Below are 26764 nucleotides of genomic sequence, written 5' to 3'. Positions count from 1 at the left end.
CTAAAGCCATATTCAATTAGTTTGATTCTCCGTCAGCTAAAGCAGACGGCAATGAAAAACAGCCTTACTCTGTCATTGACGCGACACGAGAGGTCTCCCGAACACAAATCCGTTGAACGTTGAGAGATGTCTCCTATCCCCGACATGACATTCAATGACCAGCAACGCAACAAATACAATCAGCATTTAAAACATTTTTCTTAACGAAACGACATTAGCCAATTCCTAACCCTTATTCCGTTCTCAGACTTTTCACCGGGTTTGCCAGCGCCGCTTTAACAGCCTGAACGCTCACGGTGAACAAAGCTATCATTACTGCGATCATTGCAGCAATAGCAAACATCCACCAATGAATATCCACCTTGTAAGCAAAGCTCTGCAACCATTTTTGCATCACGAAATATCCCAAAGGAACAGCGATAAGTGTTCCCAACAAAACAGGCTTCAACAAATCTTTAGACAACAACAATACAATATTTTCAACGGATGAGCCCAGCACTTTTCTAACACCGATCTCTTTTGTTCTTTTTATGGCTGTATAAGATGCAAGCCCGAATAATCCAAGACAGGCAATACAAATCGCTATAATGGAGAATACACTCAATAGCGTTTCCTGGCTTGCTTCGGATTTATACAACTTATTGAAACGCTCATCAAGAAATGTGTATTCAAAAGGATAATCCGGCACCTCTGATGTGTAGATCTTTCTGATGCGATCAATTGCCTGAGGAAGATTTGTCAACTTAAGTTTGATGACCACGAGCCTTCTATCATCTTTTTTTGTTGAAATAACCAGTGGCCCTATCACTTGCTTTAATGATGCAAAATGATAATCTTCTACAACGCCAACAATTGTTCTTGGCAAACTATCCTGGCTTAAATTCTTGATCCACTTACCAATAGCCTGCTCCGGTGTATAACCCATCTTAATCGCCGCTGCACGGTTAATGATGGCAGCGTTAGTTGAATCGGTTGGAAACTGTGAAGAAAAATTTCTTCCTGCAATAATTCTCAATCCAAGCGTTGGAACATATTCAAAATCGGCAAACTCCGTATTAAACATCATTCGTTCACCGGGCTTGCCTTGCACGTCAAATCCATAACTGTCATGAAAGCCTCCCGGTTCGCCCGTCATCACCGAAACATTCGCCACGGAAGGATCAGCCTGCAATTGGTTTTTAAACTGGATCTTTTTCTCCCAGATGTCGTGGTTGTCTAACCTGACGATCATGGATTGTTCTTTATCAAAGCCCATGTCAGAGGTACGCAGGTAATGCATTTGCTTCATTACAATGGTAACACTAATAATGAGCAATACAGAAATACCGAATTGGAAAACAACCAATGTCTTTCTAAAAAATGCACCTCCTTTTCCTGTTCTCAGTTTTCCTTTCAGTGATTCAATAGGAGAAAAAGAAGACATCAATAATGCAGGATAACTTCCGGCAAGTAAACCGACTACTACAATCACACCAAGAAGAAACAGGTATACCCTGGGATCATTCCAATAAGAAGGTAATTTATAACCAAGGAAATTAGTGTAAGCCGGCATAATGAGTTGCAATAAAACAAGTGCGAGAACAGAAGCCAGTGTAGCGAACAACAGTGATTCAAAAATAAACTGTAATGCCAGTTGACGCCGAACTGCACCCATTACTTTGCGCAGCCCCACTTCCTTAGACCTGTCTGTTGCACGCGCAGTTGCGAGGTTCATAAAATTGATGCAGGCAATAATCAAAATCAACGCGGCGATACTCATAAAAACATACACCATCTTTTTGCTGCCGTGCTTAACATTATCCCAGGGCGATTCGCCTTCAAAATAAATATCCTTTAGCGGATGCATCGTTAGATCCATCTTGAAACCATTTTCTCTATAAAACTTACCCAGGTATTTATCCATAAACGCGGGAAAGCGGCTAATTAATTGCTCAGGCTTTACCGCAGGATTTAACTGGAGATAAACAAACAGGTTGTTGCCGGGCCATTGATTCATCCAACCTTCATTCTTCCAGTTAGCAATTGGCACAACCATGTCAAATTCAAGATGAGAATTCACCGGAACATCTTCCGCAATACCGGTTACTTTCAAGCGCAGCTTCTTATTTAGCTCAACCGTTTTTCCAATGGGATCATCATTGCCAAAATATTTTTTTGCTGCGGAGGCTGTCATTACAATGCTGCCAGGCTCACTCAACACGCCTGCCGGATTTCCCTTTAATAATTTGAAGCTGAAGAACTGAAAGAAGTTACTGTCAACCAGGTAAATTTTCTTTTCATTAAAAGAAATGTTATTATAGGTCACCAGGTCATTATCGGGAGAGACGCGCGTTGTTTTTTGCACCATATCAGGATAATCGCTCGCTAATGTAGGACCATACATAGGAGATACCCAAGGAATATTCTTTACAACGCCATCTATATTGCCAACGCGCATTATTCGATAGATGTTGTTTCCGTTCTTATGAAACTTATCATAACTGAATTCATTGGTAATAAACAGAAAGATCATTAAGCAGCAGGTTATACCAACGGTTAAACCCAGCACATTAATCAACGAAAACATTTTCTGTTTCCGGAAATTCTTTACAGCAAGTAACAGATAGTTCTTAAGCATAGATTTAGCTATGAGCTGTCAGCTATCAGCTTTCAGCCTGGTTATTATAATTGTACCTCGTTCCTGTTAACATTGATTTCCATCTCCTTATTCGCACATTTGCACATCTACACATTCGCACATTCATTGCATTACTCCGTCCTCAAACTCTTCACCGGGTTCGCCAACGCCGCTTTTATCGATTGAAAACTGATGGTAAAAAAAGCAATACAAACTGCGGACAAGCCCGCAACGGCGAACATCCACCAGCTTATACTTGTACGATAAGCAAATCCCTGCAGCCATTTATTCATAATGAGCCATGCCACAGGCGATGCTATGACCACACCGACAACAACCAATGTGATAAACTCTTTCGACAAGAGCAATGAGATTTGTCCTGCAGAAGCACCGAGTACTTTTCTGATCCCGACTTCTTTTCTTTTTTGCTCAGCGGCAAATATTGAAAGGCCAAATAATCCAAGGCAGGCGATCAGAATTGCAATGATGGTAAAGTATGTTACGAGTCTTGACGTTAGCTGCTCCTTTTCATAATTGTGCTGAAAATCCTTATCTACAAAAGAATAGCGAAACGGCACTGTAGGGTTTAGTTTGGTCCATACGTGCTCAATTTTATTGATCGCACGGGCATAATCTTTTGTATTGAGATTGGCGATCAGGTAACCAAACCTGCTGCCAAAAGTAGTTGTAGTAAAACCGTAAGGTTCAATGTGATTGTGCAGGCTTTCGAAATTGAAATCTTTAACAACGCCGACTATTTGTAAGGCACCATGATATTTTCCAATATTATAATTTGCTTTTCTGCCAATAGCGTTTTCTGCAGTGTAACCGAGCTGTTTTACCGCTGTTTCATTTAAAATAATGCTTAAAGAATCAGCAGTAAAATCTTTTGAAAATGACCTGCCACTCAGCAATTGAAAGCCCATCGTTTCAATATAATTCTCACCGATGGAAGCTGTATGCACATCAACATTATCATCTTTTGCTTTGCCTTCCGCAAAGAAAAGCATATCATTCAGATTAACAATTCCCGGATATGCCGAACCACATGTTACGGCTTTCACTTCAGGCTGTTGTAACAGTTCATTTTTTAAAGCAGTGTAATTGCTTTCACTATTCAGATAGCCATCCTGCAACGGCAGCACCAATTTCTGTTCTGTATTAAAACCAAGTTGCTGGTGATCCAGGTAGTTCAACTGCTTCCAGATAACAACAGCAGCAATCACCAGGCAAACAGAAATAGCAAACTGAAAAACTACCAATCCTTTCCGCAAAGCCGTTGCCGAAAAGCTGTTAATGATTTTACCTTTTAGAATTTGAACCGGCTTAAAAGAGGACAGATAAAATGCCGGATAAATGCCGGCAAACAAACCTGTAGCCAGTGTAATGATGGCAATCCAAACGATCAGACGCGGTTCATCTGCCAACCGGATATTTTTATGTGTAAGCGCATTGAAATAAGGCAGCAAGATGCTTGTAAAGGCTATCGCAATCACCAGGGCTGCAATGCACATAATAAAAGACTCACCCAACAATTGCCAGACCAATAAACGTCTGCCTGCCCCTATCACTTTCTTCACAGCTACTTCCCTGGCGCGTTTTTCAGAACGGGCAGTTGAAAGATTCATAAAATTAATACAGGCAATAACCAATATGAATGCGGCTATTGATCCGAGTATATATAAATAAGTAATGGCACCATTGGGCCTAATCTCATTACCTATAGCTGAATGCAGATAGATATCTTTAACAGGCTGCAAAAAAAGTGTGTTTTTAAAACCGAACGTCTTCATTTCCTCACCTGCTTGTTTATCAAAGAATGTATTCAGCTTCGTCCCGAATTGTTTTGCATCAACCTGTGACTTCAGTTTTATATAGGTATAAAATACGTTGTTGCTAACCAGGTTTGTTTGCTGTGTTACCCAGTTCCACATGTCCTGGTTGCGCATGGAAAGAAAATAGTTCGCAGGAATGTGTGACTTGTAAGTTGAGTTGTCAAAAACAGCTTTTACTGTGTAATTGAATTCACCGAATGGTGTATTAACGGAAAGCGGCTTGTTGACAGGATTCTCTTTTCCAAAAAAACGTTCGGACATTTCTTTGGAAATGACCATTGTATTAGGCGCATTCAGTGCCGCCATACCGTTTCCATAAACAAAGTTGTAGGTAAAAAGCTGAAAGAAAGTTGAATCGACATAATAGCCATTGGTTTCAAAAAATTGTTTTTGATCGCTCGTATTCTTGTTGCGGATAAGCATTTTAGCGATATCAGGAAAAGTCATCAACCTGGCAGATTGTTCAATTTCCGGCAAATTGCTTTTTACTGTAAAAGCAAGTGGCGCAGCCGCGGCCGCCCATGTTTCTACCTTATTGCTTACTAATGCAATGCGAAATAACCTGTCGCCATCTTTATGGTGTTGGTCATAGCTGCTTTCATCCAGTATGTACATAACGATGAGCAGACAGGATGTTAAGCCTATTGCCAGTCCAAAAATATTAATGAACGAAAAGGCTTTATTGCGTATCAGGCGTCTCCAAATAGTTTTGAAATACATAGATCTGCTTTGAGCTATCAGCTATCAGCTTTCAGCTTGTGTATGTTATATTGTTCTTGTCTCATCCTCAGCATCAAACATTCCAGATATACTCATTTGCATATTCGCACATTTGCATATTCACACATTTGCATATTCACACATTTGCATATTTGCACATTTGCATATTTGCACATTTGCACATTATTCAGTTCTAAGGCTCTTCACGGGATTAGCAATAGCTGCCTTAATTGCCTGGAAACAAACGGTAAGTAATGCAATCAATACTGAAAGCACGCCTGCGGCAACAAATATCCACCAGCTGATCTCAACCCTGTAGTTGTAGCCCTGCAGCCAATTATGCATCATCCACCAGGCTATCGGGAATGCGACCAGGCAAGCTATACCCACTAACTGCAGAAACTCTTTTGAAAGCAATGCAGCCATTCCCTGCACGCTGGCACCCAACACTTTTCTGATACCGATTTCCTTTTTGCGTTGCTCAGCGGTAAATGCAGCCAATCCGAACAATCCAAGACAAGAGATAAGAATTGCAAGCACTGCAAACAAGCCGGCTAAAGTTCCGATCAGGCTTTCTGATTGAAACATTTTGCTGAATGTATCATCCACAAACTTGTATTCAACCGGATAGCCCGGATTATCTTTTTTTACCACATCCTCCATTTTTGCCAATGCAGATTTCAGGTCTGTCCGGGGCTTCAGGCGAACAGTGAGTTCGTTTACATATTTTGTTTTATCTGAAAACAAGATCAGTGGTGCGGGCGACGAATACATGTCATTATAAAGAAAGTCCTTCACCACTCCAACAACGGTATAACGGCTGCCATCACCCCTGGAGATAACAGACCCGACAATATTTTTCTTATTGATGATCCTTGCAAGCGACTCATTGATGATGATGTTATTACTATCAGATTTTACATCGGCATAGAAATCCCGTCCATCTCTAATCTGCATACCCAGGGTTGAGACGTATTCGGGGCTTGCAGCTTCGATTGTGATCAAAATTTCCTTGCTGGGATCTTTTCCTTCCCAGCTAAAATTTCCCGAATTACTACCGAGATTCAATACCAGGTTATGACTTAAACACGCATTTTCTACAAGACCGGTCTGCAGAAGATCATTTTTTATCACATCGAAATTCTGCTTCATGTTGCCTGTAAGGTTCATATAAACCAGGTCACTTTTATTATAACCTATATCACGGCTCTTAACATGTTGAATTTGTCTGTAAATAATAATTGTACTGATAATGAAAATCACCGATACGGCAAACTGTGCTATAACAAGTCCCTTTCTAATGAAACCCGCACTGTTACCGAGTTTCAGGTTGAGCCCTTTCAGCACTGTTACCGGATGGAAGGATGACAGATAAAAGGCAGGATAACTACCGGCGATCAATCCGCAAAGAACGGTAATAACAAACAATGCAGTGATATGTACCGGTTTGAAAAGCTGAACGGTAAGTTGCTTATCTACCAGGTTGTTAAAGGCAGGTAAAGCAAGATAGATGATTGTAATAGCGAGCAACACTGAGATAAAGCTCATGATCAGAGACTCGGCTATAAACTGTAGTATGAGGCCTGGCCTGTTCGCTCCAAGCGCCTTTCTAACACCTACTTCCCGTGCGCGTTTTTCTGAGCGCGCAGTTGAAAGATTCATAAAGTTGATGCAGGCTATCAGGAGAATGATCCATGCTATCAGGCTAAACAGCTTCACATATTTTACTCTGCCGGGAACTTCTTTACCATCCTCGTAACTATCGTATAAACGCCACCTGCTCATGGGGTAAATGGACATTCTTGCATTCAGGTCCTTACCTTTTGTTTGTATATACCCGTACAATTTTTTATTTATCGCATCAACACTGGCATTGGGCTCGGTTTCTACGTATGTTACAATACCATTACTTCCCCAATCTTTTAACCAGGAGGTTTTGTTTAAAACAATCTGAAAAGGAGAAAGCCAGTCAAATTTGAACGAAACGTTTTTGGGAAGATCTTTGATAACCCCTGTAACAATATACTCCTGATCATTATTTATCTTCAGCGTTTTACCGATAACATCGGCTGAGTTAAAATATTTTTTTGCGAGGGTTTCGGACAATACAACAGCATACAACTGATCAAACACATGCGCCGGGTTTCCCTTTATGAAGTCCAGTTGAAACATGGAAAAGAAAGAAGAGTCCACATAAGCGCCCTGTTCGTAGGTATTTTTTTCATTTAGTGAAAACAGCACACGATCGCCCCAGCTTGAACGGGCGGTATTCTTTATACCCGGAATTTCACGCTTAATACCTTCCGCTAACGGACCCGGGGTTGCGTCAAATGTAAAGGTCTTACCGTCATAGGTTTGACGATCTTTAATTTTATAGAGATTATCCCTTTTATTAAAATAATGATTGTAAGTGACCTCATCTTCGACCCAAAGAAAGATGAATGCCGCGCAAGCAATCCCAATGGCCAGACCAACAATATTGATAAAACTGAAAATCCGGTTCTTCTGCAACGATCTCCACGTGGTCCTAAGGTAATTCCTGAACATGTTGTAAATTTTAATTGACTAAGTCTATCCTTTTCACACAATTTTGGGCAGCGCACAATTCGCCGGTAAAATTATCCAACACGTATGCCAATATCTGAAACCCTTATTTATAAGGGATTTGAGTGTGGTTCACCATCAGCAGGTGTACGAAAACGAACACTTCGTGTGCGGAAGCGAGCAGGGGCGGGAGCTATCAGCTGTCAGCTATTAGCTATCAGCCATGTCACCGCACAATAAAAATTGTCAGTTACTAAGGGTATCCGTCCTCTAAACCTTCTGGTCCATCATTCTCAATTGTCAATTATCCATTGTCAATTATTTGTATTTACTCAGTTCTGAGACTTTTAACGGGATTCGCCGTTGCTGCTTTAATTGCCTGGAAACTTAGCGTAAGCAAAGCAATGAGCAACGTTCCCAAACCTGCTATTGCGAAGATCCACCAACCAACATTGATCCTGTAGGCAAAGGCCTGTAACCATTTGTCAGTGAAATAATAACCGACAGGAACAGCAATTAAAAATGCTATGGAGATCAGAACGACAAATTCCCGTGAAATTAAAATGAGGATTTTTGAAACTGCCGCGCCGAGCACTTTACGAATACCAATTTCTTTGGTTCGCTGTTCTATGGATAAAATAACCAGTCCCAATAATCCAATACAAGAAATGAAAATGAACAACCCGGAAGCAATGCTGATGATCTGCTTCCATTTGGTTTCCACTTCATAATTCTTTGCGTTCAGGTCATCCATAAACTGATAGGAATAGGGATAATAAGGCACCAACTTACTGAATGTATTTTGCAGCAATGCGAGCGTTTTAGGAACGTCCTGCGAGCCAATCTTCACCCAAATTTCTCCGTAGTTGAAAGTGGTATCCATCGTAAAAAATGCAGGAGAAATTTTTTCCTTCAGAGAAAGAAAATGATAATCTTTCACTACGCCAATTATTGTCACCGGGTTGTTTTTATCATCATGATTATATACAACCTTACCTACAGCTTCACCGGCTTTCCAACCGGCTTCTTTTGCAAAAGCTTCATTCACGATAACAGATGCACTTATGTCGGAAGGATAGTCTGCAGAGAAGTTTCTTCCGGCTACAAACGGTATTTTAAATGCGGGAAAATACTGATCATCTACCCGGTTGTTCTCAATAGTCAACTTTTTGCCATTTGCCTTCATGCTTGAAATACTCCGTCCACCATTTTTTGCAGCTACCGCTATTATGTTGTGTTTGTTTAGTAACTCATTTTTGAAAAGATCCGGTAAATTGTTACTTGAATTATTTACAGGGATATTCAAACGAACCATTCCCTTACTATCAAATCCGAGGTCTTTGTGTAACAGGAAATCTAACTGACTATTGACGGTTAATGTGCCGATGATCAGAAAGATGGCGAGCGTAAACTGTAATACGATCAATCCTTTTGTAAGATAATTCCGGCCCGTTAACTTCTGCCTGCTGTATAATACCTTAACCGGCTGAAAAGCTGACAACACAAGGGAAGGGTAGAAACCGGAAACAAAAGCAGTTAGCATCAACAACAGAAAATAACCCGCATACAAATAACCATCTGAAAGATATGAGAGACTTAATTTCTTGTTGGCAAGCTGATTGAAGAATGGCAACAGTATTATTGTTAGCACAATTGCCAGAGCAAAGGCAACAAGTGCGACAACAAATGACTCAACAAGAAACTGTTTTACCAATTGTTTCCTGGTGCTCCCCACCACTTTCCGGATGCCGATCTCCTTGCTTCTTTTGAGTGATTGCGCCACTGCCAGGTTTATAAAGTTGATGCATGCAATGATCAGGATAAAAATAGCAATACAGGTGAGCACATAAGAATAAACCGGCTTGCTGCCATCTGACATACCGTTCCCGGGACCTGCTTTTGTGCTGAGATGAATATCCAAAAGTGGTTGCAGATCCAGTTTAATATTAATTGTCAGATCTTGTTTTTGTTTCAGTTCAAGCAAGTGGTCTTTCGTGTTCTTATCAAACACAGCCTGCATTTTACCGACAATTGTTTTAATATTCTCCTGCGGAGAGATCAACACAAAGCCGTTGATGCTGCCACCAACCCAATCAACATTATTATTGAATTTTTCATACCATTTATACGGCAGCAACATACCCGCTTTAAGTGATGAATTTTCCGGGAAATTTTCCGCAACCGCAGCTACGGTGAAATTTTCAAACTCATTGTCTATTTTAAGCTGCATCGTTTCGCCAACCACATCAGTAGTGCCGAAATATTTCTTCGCCATATCTTTTGACAAAACAACAGAATGCGGGTCTTTCAACGCGGTTCTCGTGCTGCCTCTTAATAATGGAAAAGTAAATACAGACAGAAAATTCTCATCGACACATAAGGGGCTTTCTGTTACCACTTCATCGTCCTTTTTAACTGTTACATTGGCTCCGCTAACCCTTATGTATTGTTGAATTTCCGGAATTTCCTTTGCAAAGGTCTCGCCCATGATACTGTTTGTCGTGCCGATAACCTGTGACTGCTCCTTCCCTATTTGCCAGGTTTGAATGATGCGAAAGATCTGTGCTTTATTTTCATTGAACTGATCATAGCTCAGCTCATCTTTTGTATACAGCAAAATGAGCATACATACAGTAAGACCAATGCTCAGGCCAAGGATTTTTATAACGGAGAATAGCTTATTCCTCCACAAATTTCTCCAGGCAATCTTGAAATAATTCTCAAACATAGATTTAGCTTTGAGCTATCAGCTATCAGCCTTTAGCTTGTGAAAAAGGAGAGCTTTGAGCTGTCAGCTATCAGCCTTCAGCTTGTAGCAAAAACATTCATTGTCACTTCAACGTCGTTTAGTTAAGCAGGCATCGTCAACTTTGGGAGATGTCTCCTATTGTCGACATGACGATCCTGGCTTATCAGGAAAGCAATCACAACAGCACTTATAGCAAGTACGTAATAATGTGCAAATCTGGAACCCCGTCGTTACCTCGACTGGGAAATTTGGTTTACCACAATCAAAAATAGAATGACAGTACACTTTTCGCCGATAGTCCGTAGGACTTTAAGTTTAATAGAAACCCAAAACATACAAGGCCTTCTTGTCCGTAGGACATTAACCCTTTTATTCGGTTAAAGTCCTAAAGGACTATGAGGTCCCCGATTCGCTCATTTCTATTGAGCTTAATTCCCTACGGGAAAAATAGTAGCTGCTAAAAAATCTGTCATTGGCACGCCAGGAGAGCTCTCCCAAATATTGACCAGATCGTGATACTTTATACGCGTTGAATATGATCAAATCTTAACTAAAAGACATTCCATTGTCAATTTTCAATTCTCCATTATCAATTAACTTACTCGCTCCTCAGCGCCATCACCGGATTTGCCACTGCGGCTTTTATCGCCTGGTAGGCAATCGTACAGGCAGCAATAACAATCGACGACAAAATGGCGATTACAAATATTTCCGCACCAATATTTATATGATAGGCGAAACCTTGCAACCAGTTACTCATTACGTAATAGGCAATCGGCGCAGCGATTAGAAATGCTATGGCAATTAACCAGATAAATTCTTTTGAAAACAGGAAAACAATATCAGTCAGCGACGCGCCTAACACCTTTCTTACACCCACCTCTTTTGTGCGTTGCGCTGCGGCAAATGCCACAAGGCCATACAATCCAAGACATCCAATCACAATGGCGATCCCCGCAAACATCTTGAAAGCAGTGTACTCCTTTTGCTCCTGCCTGTACCATGCGGCTATATGATCATCTAAAAATTCGTATTTGAATACTTTATCAGGAAACAAACCGGACCAGGTTTTGTTAATTGCGGCGAGTGTTTTATCCATGTTTGCGGGATAAATTTTTACACTGGCATTAAAAAAAACATCTTCGCGATACAACAATGCACATGGCCGGATCTTTTTATGTTTCGACTCACTCTGAAAATCCTGCACAACTCCCTGGATGGTGCAATACCAGTTACCATTCAGGATAACAGGCTTGCCTATTGCGTCCCGCGGATTCTGAATACCGAGTTTATGGATCATCGCCTCATTCACCACAACATTATAAGTAGTATCTTTTTCCGTTGCTGCGGTGCGAACTATTTTTTCTCCTGCAAGCATTTTCAGCTGAAACATGTCTGTATATGTTTCATCGATAAATTTCATTTCGGTAACGTCATCCTTTGCTACTCCAAGCTCTGGCGATCTGAAAGGACAGAAGAAATTTCCATAAACAGGACCGCCGGATGAAAAGCTTAGCGCTTTTACACCGGGGTTTCTTAACAACTCCTGTTTTAATGTGGCAGCCTTCTTTGCATCGGGTATACCTAAAGAAATTACGGCGTCTTTATTAAACCCAAGGTCGCGATTCTGGAAGAAGTCCATTTGATAGGCCACCACAAGCGTTCCTACAATCATTACCTGTGAAATCGCAAACTGCATTGCGACGAGGCTTTTACGAAGTGTTAATTTACCGGAAGAAATATCTGCCTTATTTTTTAGAGACAGTGCCGGCTTAAATGCAGATTGTACGAACGCGGGATAACAACCAGCCAAAACAATGATGGCAACGGTCCCTGCGAGAATCAGCGAAATGGTTTGCAACGTTGCAAGCTGACCGAAATAAATTTTGATATCCAGCCATTTTGATAGCTGCGGTAAAAAAAGGCAAGTCACCAACAAGGCAAGCAGCAATGCGGCAAACACCATAATGGTGGTTTCGCCCAAAAATTGAAATATCAACTGGCTACGCCGTACACCTAACACCTTGCGCACACCCACTTCTTTAGCGCGGCGAATAGCCTGTGCAGTAGCCAGGTTGATGAAATTAATACAGGCAACAATAATGATCAGTACAGCAACCGCTATCAAAGCGTAATAAGTTTCACGGGAAGTGGTATAGCTGATCGTATTGTTGAGATAACGCTGATCAAAATGAATATCAGTCAACGGTTGCAAAGGCAATCTTGCTTCGTCAGCCAGCTGTTTGCTCCAATTCTTTTCAACAAAACTGTGTATCCTGCTTTGCACATTCTTAACCGGATAATTCTCCGGCAATACAATGTAAGTAAAGGCACCATTGTTTATCCAATAGAACTCTGACATGGCACCTCTCTTCTCCATGTCTTTTCTCACCGTTTCAAAAGACACTAAAAAATTAAAAGGCAAGTGCGTGTTGCCAGGCACATCTTCAATTACGCCGGTGACTTTCAAATCTAATTTATCATCAAGTCGAACAACCTTCCCCATCGCTTCTTTATCGCCAAAATACTTGTGAGCCATTGTTTCTGTCAACACAATTGTGTTGGGCTCATTTAATGCAGTTTTAGCGTTGCCTTCCAGCCATTTATAGTCAAAAACAGAAGTAAAATATTGATCGACCAATGCAAGATTTTTCTCCTCGTACTTTGTATCACCTAAGGTCATTACCGCAGATTGATGAAACCAGACCTGCGTTACTGCTTTCAACTCAGGAAAATCATTGCGAATCTTCGGTGCTATGGCCATAGACACACTCGGATTAAAATCGATAGCATTTAACGTGACCCTGTAAATACGGTCAGCTTTTGTGTGAAACCGGTCATACGCAAGTTCATACTGAACCACCAGAAAGATCACGATACTGCAGGCTATACCCAATGTAAGGCCAAGCACATTAATAAGACTGTAAGCTTTTTGTCTGCTAAGGCTCCGCCATGCTGTTTTAAAATAGTTTTTAAGCATTCGTTTTCGAGTTATACGTTGTACGTTATAAGTTTTACGTTGTACGTTTTCCACCTTTATTCATTCGCACATTTTCATATTTGCACATTTTCATATTTGCACATTCGCACATTTTCAATTATCACCTATCAATTGTCAATTAGATTGCTATTCCGTTCTTAAACTTTTCACCGGATTGGACATAGCCGCTTTTACAGATTGAAGTAATACTGTTGCCAGCGCAATTACAGCTATCAACAATAGTGGCAGGAAGAAAAACCAGATACCAATGTTGATATGAAATGCATAATCTTCCAACCAGTTTTGCAGCAAAAAATAAGCAACCGGCACAGCAACGATACCCGCGAGCAGAACAAGTTTTATATAATCTTTTGTGATAAGCGTAGTGATCTGCCAAACAGTTGCGCCGAGCACTTTGCGCACGCCTATTTCTTTTGTTCTTTTTGCGACGGTATATAAGGAAAGGCCCAGCAAACCGAGACTGGCAATAATAATAGCGAGCAGCGTAAACCACCAAAGTATGGCAGAAAATAACTGATCATTTTTATACTGCCTGTCAAAGTATTCATCTAAAAAGAAATATTGCAAAGGGCTCTCCGGAAATGCTGCAGCCCATGTTTTCTTTGCCTGATCCACCACCCGGGCAAGATTGTTTGTTTTGAGTTTCAGACAAAAATTGTCCATATTATACCGATGCTCCGGATAGTAAACAACCGGGTCAAAATTGTATTGCAGCGATTCCTGGTGATAGTCATTCATCACGCCAATTATTTTACATTTCGTACCTGCACTGGTTAACAATTGATTAATTGCATCCGCGGGCTTATTAAATCCAAAAATCTTAGCTGCGGTTTCATTAATGATTATATTTACAATTTGCGTGGAATCGTTACTAAACGGCCTGTCTTTATCGAAGTTTCTACCGGCAATCATGGTGAGACCAAAATGAGGTACAAAATTCTCATCTATAGCAAATGTCCGGCACCTTTTATCATTCTTTGAATTAAGCAACGTGAAGCCGGAAGAACCGCCCACCTCATTACCCGGCACATTGCTCGAAACAGTTACATATTCCACTCCCGGAATCTTCTGCAAATCATTAATAACGCCCTCTACTGAACTTTTCTTTGTACTATCCAGGCCTATTGTTTGCTTTAACACAAGTGTTTGATCAATATCAATCCCGAGGCTCTTGTTGCTCATGAATTGCAGCTGGCGATAAAAACCTATCGCCCCTCCTATCAGGATTATAGCCGTAGCAAATTGTACAATCACTAAAAATTTCCTGAGGTAATTGCGACCGGCTTTTATACCGGTGAAACCTGTCACAGATTTTAATGTTTGTGCCGGCTGAAAAGAAGACAACACAAAAGCAGGATAAAAACCTGCTACCAATGTGCTAAAAGCAAAAATGGCAAATGTACCTGCCCAGAAGAGCCAACCGCTTGTTTGCAGATCAACAACATCATGACCGATCAGTTTCGCAAACCCGGGAAGCGCCAGCCTGAAAAGGCAAAAACCAATAACAATACCAAGTGCGTTTAATAAAAACGTTTCGGAGATAAACTGCCTTACCAATTGAATTTTAGTAGCGCCTATCACCTTTCGAACACCAACTTCTTTTGAACGTTCCAAAGAACGCGCCGTAGATAGATTTACATAATTGATAAGCGCGATCAATAAAATAAGTACCGCTGCTATACCAAGGTACCTGAGATAATATAAGTTTCCATTGCCGGGAAACTCGTAATCATAATCAGATTTTGCGTGAATATCCTTTAATGGCTCCAAAATAAATGAGTTATCGAAGCCATTCTTCTTCATAAGATCACCCATATATTTTTGCGCAAACGCTGGCATTTTTGCTTGCAAGGCGCTTATGTTAACGCCCGGCTTAAGCAACAGATATGTATAAAAATCACTCCATCCCCAACTTGTATTGGCATCGTTTTTTGTAATCTGGATATATTTATTGTAGTTAAGAAGAATATGAAAATTGATATGCGAATTTGCAGGAATATCACTCATAACAGCCTTAACAACAAAATCCTCATTATCATAATGCAGTGTTTTACCAACAACATCGGCCGTGCCGAAATATTTTACCGCAGTTGAATGTGTGATAGCTGCATCATTTAACTCTACCAAAGCAGTAGCCGCCGTTCCTTTTTCAAAACCAAAAGAAAAAACATTGAACACAGCCGGATCCACATAATAGATCATACCATCTTCAATAATTCTTTGATCACCATGCTGAACTACACCCCATCTTTTTCTAAAACGGATTGCTTCCTGCACCTCAGGAAAGTCGGCTTTCATCGCCGGCGCCAGGGCAGGATAGTTAAAAGCAAACTTCTGCGGCTTGCCTCCGGTCTCAGTTACCACCATTGGCACACGATAGATCCGCTCTTTATTTACATGAAAATTATCAAAACTATATTCAAAGCGCAGGTAATTTACAATCAACAAGAATGCTGCAATTCCTATCGCAAGTCCCAGCACGTTAATCGCAGAAAAGGTTTTACTTTTCATTACGTTGCGCCACGCGGTTTTAAAATAGTTTTTAAACATAGCTTTGTAGTTGTACGTTATAAGTTATACGTTGTACGTTTTCACATTTTGCGTTCATATACCTGGCTCTCATTTTCACATTTGCATATTCGCACATCTACACATTCTCAATTACTCCGTCCTAAGGCTTTTCACCGGATTTGCCGTTGCAGCTTTCACTGTTTGAATGCCCAGGGTTAGTAAGGCTATTACTATCATTATAGTTCCGCTTACTAAAAATATCCACCAGCTTACACTTGTACGATAGGCAAAATTCTCCAGCCACTTATTCATTCCTAACCAGGCCAACGGCGCTGCAATTACAAATGCAAGGACTACCAGGACAAGGAAATCCTTTGAGATCATTGATATAATTTGAGCAACCGATGCACCCAATACTTTGCGCACACCAATTTCCTTGGTACGTTGGGTGGTAGTAAATATTACAAGACCGAGCAAGCCAAGACAACTGATAAAAATAGCAAGACCGGTTGCCCACTTCAGCAAGCCTGACATATTTTGTTCCTGAGTGTAGTATTTGGCAATGTCTTCATCAAAAAAATGATATTCAAAATCATCGTTCGGATAAACTTCTTTCCACGCTTTTTCGATTTTGCTGATGGCTGTTTTCCAGACTGTTCCGGATTCGTTTTGTGGATGAAGCGCTATACTGATGTTACGTTCGTTAGTTGACCAGCTTGCGATAACCAGCGGCTTCACCGGCTGATGCAAAGACATTTGGTTAAAATCTGCAACAACACCAACTATCGGCATTTGCTTATCGTTAAACTGCAGATATTTACCAACCGCCTCCGCCGGTTTATTGAAACCAAGAATATGCGCATACGTTTCGTTGATCAACAACGCAACAGCTGTATCGGTAGTCTGAATATTTTTGCCGGCAAGTAATTGCAGATGATACAACCTGATATAATTACTGTCACCATATTTTTGTTGCACATCAGATTCTATCTCTTTCTTTCCATCCTTGTATGTGATCGTGCCGCTCCATGTACTGTTGGATGATGGCGGATTGGTACACATGCTCAGCATTGCTATTTCAGGAATCTCTCTGAGCTTATTCATGAATACAGCTTTATTGCTGCGCACCGTATCATAAAAATTCGTTTGCACGTACAGAATGGCATCTTTTTTAAAACCCATATCCTTGTTGAGCGAATAATTGATCTGTTTGCTCACAAGTATTGTGGCCATAATGAAGATCTGCGCAATAACAAACTGCGAAACAGTTAAGGATTTGCGCAACCATGAAGCCCTTGTTTTACTTGTACCGGAGTAAGCCTGATTTTTTAAAACAAGCACTGGCTTATAACCAGAAAGTACAATAGCCGGATAAAAACCTGACAAAAGCGTAACAAGCATCATTAGTAATAAAAGAAAAACAAGAATGCCGGGATGTGCAACAAGGTTAAAATGAAGATCCTTTGGAATAAATCCGGAGAAAGCTTTTAGAATTAACGGCGTTAAACCCACTGATAGCAACGTAGCGATAGCTGTAAGTATAAATGTTTCTGAAAGAAATTGCACAATCAATTGCTTTCGCGAACTACCCATTGTTTTACGAATGCCTATCTCTTTTGCCCGCTGCGAAGCATGCGCCGTAGTGAGGTTGATAAAATTGATACAACCAAGTAACAACAAAAAAGCAGCCACCGCCAGAAGACCATACAATGTTGGCTTATTTGCGAGGGGCTTGCCATACGTGCCATAATCGGCGTTAAAGTGCACATCACTTAAAGGTTGCAACAGATACCAGCTGGTACTGTGATCGCTGGGATCATTCGGCTTATATTTTTTATATAACTGATCAATCTGTTTTTGGATCTGCGTTGGTTTTACCCCCGGATATAATTTTACGTACAATTGCTGCGCACCGTTTGTGCTACTCCATTGATCCCAGTTAGAGGGCTTTAAGGAAGTACTTTCTAAGGTAGAATAAGCAATAAAGGTTTTGAATGAAAAATCAGTATTTTCTTTTATATCCTCTACTACTCCGGCGATCGTTGCTACTATTGTATCGTTTAGATAGATCTCTTTTCCGATAACCGCTGAAACGTTTAAGCCAGGAAAATAAAGTTTAGCATTAGACTCCGTTAGTACTGTTTGATAGGGGTTCCGTAAAGATGTTTTTGGCGAACCGGCAAGCCAGCGATAAGAAATAAGTGAAAAATAATTGCTGTCGGCGAAGACTACATGCTCTTCATGCTTAAAAATTGTATTTTCTTTTCCGGCTGCGCCAGGAACACCAACTTTTACATCGCCGTTCCACGTGCGAAAGGGCACAACCGATTCCAGACCAGTTATGTCTTTGCGCACTGCCGCTGCCATAGGATCGGTGACACCGGAATTATGATAGACTTCATTTGAAAAACTAAAGTTGGAGACCACCCTATAAACCCGATCGCTATCTTTTTCAAACTTATCAAAGTTAAAATGATAATGAGCAAGCAAATAAATAACCAACGAGGCGCTTATTCCTATGGCCAGACCAATTATATTGATCATGGCGAATATTCTATTCTTCCATAACGATCTAATTGCAGTAACAGCATAACTTTTAAACATACAGTAGAGTTTTGCATTGTGGAGGCGATGGGTATCAGGTATCAGGTTTCAGGTCATAACGCCTTTTATGTCTGATGTCTGATTTTTTGATCGCTGATCTCTTTAATTTTAACCAGTTTAATATTTTACAATCACCACACATTTCCCCATTCGCACATTTACACATTTGCACATTTGCACACTCGCACATTCGCACATTCGCACATTTTCAATTATTCCGTCCTCAGGCTTTTCACCGGATTCGCTATCGCGGCCTTTACCGCCTGGAAGCTAATAGTGGCCAGAGATATAACAATAGCTGCTATACCGGCAACAGCAAATACCCATAAGTCTATTTCTATTCTATACGGATAGTTTTGCAGCCAACTATGCATGATCCACCAGGCAAGCGGAAAAGCCACCAGGCAGGAAAGCACTACCAGCTTAATAAACTCTTTTGATAACAACCCAGCTATACCGGACACGCTTGCGCCAAGCACTTTTCGAACGCCAATTTCTTTTGTTCGTCTTTCAGCAGTGTAGGCAGCAAGACCAAACAGGCCGAGGCAGGAAATAATAATTGCAAGCGTTGCAAATACGCGGGATAACTTGCTAATCAACGCCTCATTCAAAAACAGGTTGTTGAATTGATCATCAACAAATGTGTAGCTGAAAGGATAAGCCGGATTATACTTTTTCATTACAGACTCTATCTTGCGTAGTGCAGTACCAGAACCACTTTGCCGCTTAATACGAACATACATAACGGATTCGCCCCGCGGTGGTGTACAGAAAAAAGCAACAGGGTCCGGCTTGCCGTACATATAACCATACACATAATCCTTCACTACGCCGATTACCGTTGCATGCAACGTTGTATCATCCTGGTTGTAAATTATTTTTCCAATGGCGCTTCCTTTACCCATCAGGTGGGCCATAGATTCAGTTATGATAACATTTGTAACAATTTTCCTGCTATCCAGGTTCATGGAATCTGTCTCACGAAAATCTCTTCCTTCCAGCATTGTCATCCCGGAGGTTGAAAAAAATCCCGGGCTTACACCGCGGTTAGAAATAAGGATCTTATTATCCCTGGATTTTCCTTCCCATGCAAAACCATTGGTATTATTGCCGCCATAAATTGTTGGATGATCTGACAAGGCGACATCCTGTATCAAACCCGAAGTCATTAAATCTTCTTTAATCACGCTGTAGTTCTTCGCCATATCGCCAACCACATCTATCGCAATCAGGTTGTTCTTATTGAACCCAAGGTCGCGGCTTTTTACATGCTGGATCTGCTGGTAAATGATTATGGTACTTATAATGAGAATAATACTCACACTGAATTGTACAATCACAAGCCCTTTACGGATATATGCGGCGCTACTGTTCTTCAATTTAAAACCCTTTAGTACAGCAACCGGATTGAATGATGACAAATACAAGGAGGGGTAACTACCTGCAACAAGTCCGCAGACCAGTGTTATTAACAAGAGGATGATTATGTGGTACACATTATCAAACCCGGGCGACAAATTTTTCTGCACAAGTGTGTTGAAGGCAGGCAAAGCCAGAGAGATAATTATCAATGCAAAGACTGCAGCAATCATCGCCATAAAAACAGCTTCACCAATAAATTGCAGCACCAATCTTCTCTTTCCCGCACCAAGCACTTTCTTTACACCTACTTCTCTTGCACGTTTTTCACTTCTTGCTGTGGCAAGGTTCATAAAGTTGATACAAGCAATGAACAAAATGATCCAGGCAATGATAGAGAACAAGCGAACATACACAATACCGCCACCGCCTGTTTGTTTACCTCCATCAAATTCGTCGCGCAATTTCCAATCTTTCATACTAAACAAGAAGGGTCGTGCAATTGCCAACGGTTCTCTTTTTTGAATAAAATTATACAGCTGTTTATTTACGGATGCAGTATCCACGCCCGGCTTAAGCTGTACATAAGTGCTTAATGAGTTACTGTTCCATTCCTTAAGCCACGGACTTTGATCAAAATAAATTTTGAAAGGCGATAACCATTCAAACTGCAGGGAAGAATTTTCAGGAATGTCCTTCAACACACCGCTTACAACATAATCCTGTTTATTGTCAACGCGTATTGTCTTCCCCACAACATTATGATCCTCACCAAAAAATTTCTTAGCAGCTTTCTCCGTAATCACCAATGAATACAACTGAGAGAATGCTGTTTTTGCATTACCCTCAACAAAAGGGAACGTAAACATATCGAAGAATGAAGCTTCTACATATTTTCCGCTCGCATAAACCGGCTTATCGTTAACTGTAAAAAGCAGTGATCTCGTATCTTCCAGGGTGCGGCAGGTATTTTCAATACCTGGAATTTCTTCCTGAATTGCCGGACCAAGCAGGCCCGGTGTAGAACTGAAAGTTGCTGTATAGGAATCGTATTTTTGATTTTCTCTTACATAGTAAATGTTGTCTTTTTTCAGATGTACGTTATCCCAGTTCACTTCATCCTCTACCCATAAAAAAATGAGTGCCGCACACGCAATACCTATAGCCAATCCCAAAATATTCAGAATGCTGTATATTTTATTTTTGCGCAGGTTTCGGAATGTTGTCTTAAAAAAAGAAATTAACATGAGATGCATTTAATGTTTTCAACAATACAAATAATATTTTAATCACAGTTAATACGGTTACCAATCCGGATTATATGCCCATCAGGATCTTCAATCAACATTTCTCTCATATTCCATTCTTTATCTTCTGGCAGGGCAATGATCTTTGCCCCCTTATCCCTGATACTTTCATAATACTCATCAACGCTATCCACTACAATTGCAAGCCATGTTCCGGGATGTCCTTGTCCTTCCTTGCAGAAAAATATTTCCACGTCATCCCGCGATATTCCTCCGAATGTTGCAGGGCTGTCCCATTCCCATTTATCTGTAAAGCCAAGCTTATCCGTATAATAAGCAATACTGGAGGATATGTTTCTTGAATAAAGGATCGTAATGCTTTTTTCCAGTTTCATTTGCATTGCTTTTTATCGTATGTTATTCAGTGCGCAGGCTTTTTACCGGATTTGCAATCGCCGCTTTGATAGCCTGAAAACTTATCGTAACCAGAGCTATCATAATTGCTGCCAATCCTGCAATAACAAATACCAGCCAGGAAATATGGATCCTGTATGCAAAGTCCTGCAACCATTTCGTCATGGCCCAGTAGGATAACGGGAATGCCACTATGCAACTGATCAACACCAATCTTAAAAACTCCTTTGACAGCATGGTTGTTACCTGTGTTACACTTGCACCCAGTATTTTTCTGATGCCTATTTCTTTTGCGCGCTGTTCTGCAGTGTATGTAACCAGGCCAAACAATCCCATGCATGCGACAAATACGGTAAGCACTGCAAATATGTTAAGGATCCGGCCTGTCTTTTGTTCAGCAGTATATGTGGCACTATACAATTCATCCATAAAATCATAGGCAAGAGGTTCTTCCGGACCAAAAGCGGCCCACTGCGTTTTCATTGCAGCAAGTAATCCAGGAATATCTTTTGTTTTCACTTTCACTACAATTCCGGATTCAGGATGGAGCACCATCAACAATGGCGTTATTGCCTCATGAAGAGATTTAAAATGAAAATCCTTCACAACGCCTACTACTGTATAAGCAAAGTTTTTTCCATGGTCGCTGTTTTCACGAATGATCCGCTTGCCTATGGCATCATTTCCCCAACCAAATGCTTTTGCGGCGGTTTCATTAATGATCATGGCCGCTGAGTCTGTCCCAAACTCAGGCGAGAAATTTCTGCCAGCCGCCATCTTCATACCGAAGGTTGGAATATAGTGTTCGTCGATCTTGTATTCCAGCGTTTTCATTATTGCATTATCCTTTCCTTCCGGATAGGCAAGCGCATTATTATTATAGCTTGGCCCAGCGGGTTTGTAACCTGAAATCGTCGCATCCGCTACACGCGAATCGCGCAGCAACTGATCCCTGAAAACAGTTTCATTTTTTCCTAATACCTGGCTATTTGAAAGCACCAGTAACTGATCCTTATCGTAACCAAGTTTTTTGTTTTGGATATATTTCATTTGCTGATACACCACGATTGTGCCTGTGATCAGGCAAACTGAAATAAAGAACTGAAATACTACCAGACCGCTTCTTAACCCATACGTATTTGTGCTTGCACTCAGTTTACCCTTAAGCGTAGCTATGGGTCTGAATGAAGAAAGAAAAAACGCTGGATACATGCCCGCCAAAACGCTTACACCCAGACCGATGCCAACAATACCGGCAAGGCGTTGCAAGCTGAACCCCAATGTTAAGTCTTTACCAGATAGTGTATTGAATACCGGTAAAGCAAGGCGCACAAGTACAACAGAAATTATCAGCGCCAAAAATGTGATCAACGCGGACTCTAACAAGAATTGTTTTATCAGATCCCATCTGTCTGAGCCCATGACTTTTCTTACGCCAACTTCTTTCGCTCTTTTTGAAGCGCTTGCAGTAGAGAGATTGATAAAATTAATGCAGGCAATAAGCAACATGAAAATGGCTACTACGCCGAAAATGTAGATGTATCGTATATCTCCTCCCGGTTCAAATTCAAAATTGCTGTGAGAATGCAAATGGATGTCCGTTAGTGGCTGTAACTCAAAACCTAATTGATTTCCCTTAGTCCGGAACTGCGCAAGACTCAAGCCCATTGCCTGTTGAATTTGCGGCCCCATATATTTTTCAACCATATTGGGCAACTTTGCTTCCAGCTTTTTGTAATCATAATCCTTCTTCAGCACCAGGTAAGTAAAGAAGCCCGACTCCATCCAGCTTTGAGATTTAGCCGACGGTAAACTTGCCATTGAAACAAAGAGATCAAAATGAAAATGTGAATTAACCGGAATCTGATCAATAACCCCGGTTACTTTGCACAGCGTATTATTGTTATTAATGCTGATCAATTTTCCCAAAGGCTCCTCATTACCAAAATATTTGTGCGAAAACGCTTTTGTAATCACAACTGTATTAGGTTCAGTCAACGCCGTTTTGAGATCGCCCTTTACAAACGGAATGGTAAACACATTGAAGAAATTGGCATCAACCAATGCCAGTTGTCCTTCTTTAAAGACCTTATCATTATAAGTAACTTTTGGCTGACCACTTGCCTGCAGCCTTGTTACCTGCTCAACTTCAGGATAATCATTTATCAAAGCCCCGGCAACGGGAGGCATCACATTGCTTTCATTTATCTTACCGCCGTTAATATCCGCTTTGAAAACAATCCTGAACATTCTGTCGGCCTTCTCATTAAACCGGTCGTAACTCAGCTCATTCTGCACAAAAAGCATAATGATAAAACACACAGAAATACCAATGGCCAGTCCCATTATGTTAATGAAAGAAAATGCCTTATTCTTTAGCAGATTTCTCCAGGCAATTTTTAAATAGTTCTTCAACATAAAATTCAATTTTACTTATCAATAATTTTTATTGGTAAGTTGGGACTTTCCAAGTACGAATTACGAAGTACGAAGTACGCTAATGCTGGCACGCTCATCGATCTTTAACTGCCAAATTCATTGTCCATTTTCAATTGTCAATTGTCAATTATTCTGTCCGCAAGCTTTTAACCGGATTCGCTACCGCCGCTCTCAAAGTATTAAGACTTACCACAACCAATGTAAGTAACAATACCAGCAAGCCTACAATACCCAGCAGCCAGACATTTATATTAATGCGGAACGTGTATTTTTCAAGCCAGTTATTCATCAACCACCAGGTTAACGGTGCGGCAATGACGAACGCAATCAATACCAGTTTCAAAAATTCTCTTGAGATCAGCATTAACAATTGTTGCACACTGGCACCTAATACTTTGCGGATGCCAATTTCGCGGATGCGTTTTTCTATAGTGAATGATGCCAGTCCCGCCAGGCCGATACAACAGATAAATATGGCCAGTCCCGCAAAAATGTTGGTGATCTTACTGATCAGATCTTCGGTAATAAATTTCTTAGCGAATTCTTTATCGGCAAACCGGTATTCAAATGGATTTGCAGGATTATACTTTTTGAAGATATTTTCAATAGCGGGTAAAGCTTTGGATAATTGCGCAGACTCATTCAGCCTGATGCTTAAAGATGCTGTACCGGCAGGGTTATAGAATATCATCATCGGATCAACCGGTTCAAACGGTGAGCCCATAATTACATTATCCGCGACGCCGATAACCGTATAATTCTTGCCATAACGCAACTGCATGCCCACCGGATCTTTTATGTTCATGGCTTCAACTGCTGCCTTATTAAGAAGCACAGCACCAGAGTCAGACGGAACACCTGCGAAGTCATGCCCCTGCAACATTTTAATGCCCATTGTTTTGGTGAAATCAACATCAGTGTTTTCGCCGGCAAATATAATATTGGCATCAGCAGGTTTTCCGCTGTAGTCAGGTCCCGGAGATCTCCACCAGATATCAGTAATCGGAGACAATGTGCGCGTAACAGCGCTCACCATACCAGTTTGGGTCAGCTCCTGTTTTATTACCTCATAGTTCTTTTGCACATCATCAGTAGTCGATATCATAATAAGGTTATTGGGATTGTAACCAATATTCCTGTCCTTTATATGTTGAATTTGCTGGTAAACAATAATCGTAGCTGAGATCAGTAAAATTGAGATCACAAACTGCGTTACTACAAGCACGCGCCTTGGCAATACAGCCTGTTTGCCGGGAAGAAAAGTTCCTTTAAGCACCCTTGCAGGATTAAATGAAGAAAGGTACAATGCGGGATAACTTCCTGCGACAATGCCTGTGATCAGAATAATTAATACAGAACCTGCCCAGAACAAAGGTTGAGTGAGATCTAACACAAGACGTTTATCTACCATTGTATTAAACGCGGGCAATAGCACAAATACTGCAATGATGGAAAAAATAAATGCGATCAGCGCCAGGATCATTGATTCAAAAAAGAACTGGATAATTAATTGCCTTTTATCCGATCCCAATGTTTTTCTAACCCCAACTTCTTTTGCTCTCTTCTCAGAACGGGCGGTAGAAAGATTCATGAAATTTACGCAGGCTATCAACAGAATAATTACGGCGATGATGGAGAACAATCGCACATATTCTATCATCCCGCCAACATTTTTGCCATTTTTAAAATCGCTGTAAAGTCTCCATTTATTCATGGCAAAAGTGAAGTACGTACTCACCTTGTCATTGGGATTGTGTGACTTTTCAACCTTATTGATATTTTGCTCCAGTGTGGCAATATTCACTCCCGGGTCAGTTTGCACATACACTTCCCATGAAGAGCTTTGCCAGTTGGCCATTGCTCTCTTAACATCGTCTGAAGAGTAATTGAATGGTCTTATATAATCAAACTGAAAAGTTGAATTGCCCGGCACATCAGCCACAACGGCAGTAACTTTTGCATTGGAGTTATTGTCTATCTTAAGCATCTTACCCATCGGATCTGCATCTCCGAATAAAGCCCTGGCAGTGGATTGTGTAAGCACAATTGAGGAAGGATCAGTCAGAGCAGATGCCGCATTTCCTTTGATAAACTTCCAGGTGAACATATCAAAAAAATGTTCACTAACCGTGTAGCCATCTTTTTTTAGCATCACATCCCCGTTGGTGAAAACAGTAGGATATCGGTGGGTTACAACGGCGGCACGTTTTACCTGCGGAACATCTTTTTCCAATGAAGCCGCAAGTGGTAGTACCATATTAGGATCGGTAAATACCTGGTTGTTAAAATCGCGGTTGGCCATCACCTGGAAAATATTTCCGTAGTTGGCGTGAAATTTATCGTAGCCTAGCTCATCCTGCACCCACAGCATGATAAAAATGGTACAGGTCATACCAATTGTAAGGCCCGAAATATTTGTTATTGAGAATCCTTTGTTCCTGAACAAATTTCTCCATGCAATTTTGAAATAATTCCTGAACATAGCTAGCCAAGTTAGATGTAAGTTATACGTTGCTCGTTATACGTTTTAATTTTTGCATAGTGACAGGTCCGTAAGCTTACTTTTTAGCAAATGCCACTACACTGCCGATGCGCAACTAAGAAAATGCCAGACGGTCAGCGACTTGAAAATCAATTGGTTAATAAACATCTTTGGAAAAAACTGTACGGTTTTGATACGGTTTGTGTCCGTATTCGCGCCGGAAAGAGATAGCTGAAACTTGT

At 40.8% G+C, this 26764-nt stretch carries 11 protein-coding genes; all 11 read right to left on the bottom strand.

Going from position 1 to position 26764, the window contains the following annotated elements; translation table 11 throughout:
- Positions 1-232 precede the first annotated feature (232 nt).
- Positions 233-2617, bottom strand: a complete 2385-nt coding sequence (locus QTN47_RS03445) for an ABC transporter permease (RefSeq protein WP_369327922.1) — start codon at positions 2615-2617, stop codon at positions 233-235.
- Positions 2618-2748: 131 nt separating this feature from the next.
- Positions 2749-5172: an ABC transporter permease gene (locus QTN47_RS03440; RefSeq protein WP_369327921.1), complete on the bottom strand. Its 2424-nt coding sequence runs from the start codon at positions 5170-5172 to the stop codon at positions 2749-2751.
- A gap of 183 nt (positions 5173-5355) precedes the next feature.
- The gene (locus tag QTN47_RS03435; protein WP_369327920.1) at positions 5356-7719 is read right to left on the bottom strand and encodes an ABC transporter permease; all 2364 of its coding nucleotides are present in this window, start codon (positions 7717-7719) and stop codon (positions 5356-5358) included.
- 325 nt (positions 7720-8044) lie between these two features.
- Positions 8045-10444, bottom strand: coding sequence for an ABC transporter permease (locus QTN47_RS03430; RefSeq protein WP_369327919.1), 2400 nt, complete (start codon positions 10442-10444; stop codon positions 8045-8047).
- Positions 10445-11063: 619 nt separating this feature from the next.
- A complete protein-coding gene (locus tag QTN47_RS03425) occupies positions 11064-13445 on the bottom strand; it encodes an ABC transporter permease (protein ID WP_369327918.1) in 2382 nt (793 codons plus the stop codon).
- A gap of 147 nt (positions 13446-13592) precedes the next feature.
- On the bottom strand, positions 13593-16016 hold the full coding sequence (locus QTN47_RS03420) for an ABC transporter permease (RefSeq protein ID WP_369327917.1): 2424 nt from the start codon (positions 16014-16016) through the stop codon (positions 13593-13595).
- A 111-nt stretch (positions 16017-16127) separates the two neighbouring features.
- Positions 16128-18581, bottom strand: coding sequence for an ABC transporter permease (locus QTN47_RS03415; RefSeq protein ID WP_369327916.1), 2454 nt, complete (start codon positions 18579-18581; stop codon positions 16128-16130).
- A 212-nt stretch (positions 18582-18793) separates the two neighbouring features.
- Positions 18794-21187, bottom strand: a complete 2394-nt coding sequence (locus tag QTN47_RS03410) for an ABC transporter permease (RefSeq protein ID WP_369327915.1) — start codon at positions 21185-21187, stop codon at positions 18794-18796.
- Positions 21188-21225: 38 nt separating this feature from the next.
- A complete protein-coding gene (locus QTN47_RS03405; RefSeq protein ID WP_369327914.1) occupies positions 21226-21582 on the bottom strand; it encodes a VOC family protein in 357 nt (118 codons plus the stop codon).
- Between the two features lie 22 nt (positions 21583-21604).
- Positions 21605-24019 carry an ABC transporter permease gene (locus QTN47_RS03400; protein ID WP_369327913.1) on the bottom strand — a complete coding sequence of 805 codons (2415 nt, stop codon included), beginning with the start codon at positions 24017-24019 and terminating at the stop codon, positions 21605-21607.
- A gap of 148 nt (positions 24020-24167) precedes the next feature.
- Positions 24168-26522, bottom strand: a complete 2355-nt coding sequence (locus tag QTN47_RS03395; RefSeq protein ID WP_369327912.1) for an ABC transporter permease — start codon at positions 26520-26522, stop codon at positions 24168-24170.
- Positions 26523-26764 lie beyond the last annotated feature (242 nt).

This window comes from Danxiaibacter flavus (assembly GCF_041060425.1).
GTDB classification, from domain to species: Bacteria; Bacteroidota; Bacteroidia; order Chitinophagales; family Chitinophagaceae; genus Danxiaibacter; species Danxiaibacter flavus.
The sequence above is the reverse complement of the archived record's forward strand: the minus strand, read 5'-3'. Positions and strand labels throughout refer to the sequence as shown.

Excerpts from the sequence above, each read along its gene's own strand:
- QTN47_RS03445 (WP_369327922.1), bottom strand. The coding sequence starts at position 2,617 with ATGCTTAAGAACTATCTGTTACTTGCTGTAAAGAATTTCCGGAAACAG.
- QTN47_RS03440 (WP_369327921.1), bottom strand. The coding sequence starts at position 5,172 with ATGTATTTCAAAACTATTTGGAGACGCCTGATACGCAATAAAGCCTTT.
- QTN47_RS03435 (WP_369327920.1), bottom strand. The coding sequence starts at position 7,719 with ATGTTCAGGAATTACCTTAGGACCACGTGGAGATCGTTGCAGAAGAAC.
- QTN47_RS03430 (WP_369327919.1), bottom strand. The coding sequence starts at position 10,444 with ATGTTTGAGAATTATTTCAAGATTGCCTGGAGAAATTTGTGGAGGAAT.
- QTN47_RS03425 (WP_369327918.1), bottom strand. The coding sequence starts at position 13,445 with ATGCTTAAAAACTATTTTAAAACAGCATGGCGGAGCCTTAGCAGACAA.
- QTN47_RS03420 (WP_369327917.1), bottom strand. The coding sequence starts at position 16,016 with ATGTTTAAAAACTATTTTAAAACCGCGTGGCGCAACGTAATGAAAAGT.
- QTN47_RS03415 (WP_369327916.1), bottom strand. The coding sequence starts at position 18,581 with ATGTTTAAAAGTTATGCTGTTACTGCAATTAGATCGTTATGGAAGAAT.
- QTN47_RS03410 (WP_369327915.1), bottom strand. The coding sequence starts at position 21,187 with ATGTTAATTTCTTTTTTTAAGACAACATTCCGAAACCTGCGCAAAAAT.
- QTN47_RS03405 (WP_369327914.1), bottom strand. The coding sequence starts at position 21,582 with ATGAAACTGGAAAAAAGCATTACGATCCTTTATTCAAGAAACATATCC.
- QTN47_RS03400 (WP_369327913.1), bottom strand. The coding sequence starts at position 24,019 with ATGTTGAAGAACTATTTAAAAATTGCCTGGAGAAATCTGCTAAAGAAT.
- QTN47_RS03395 (WP_369327912.1), bottom strand. The coding sequence starts at position 26,522 with ATGTTCAGGAATTATTTCAAAATTGCATGGAGAAATTTGTTCAGGAAC.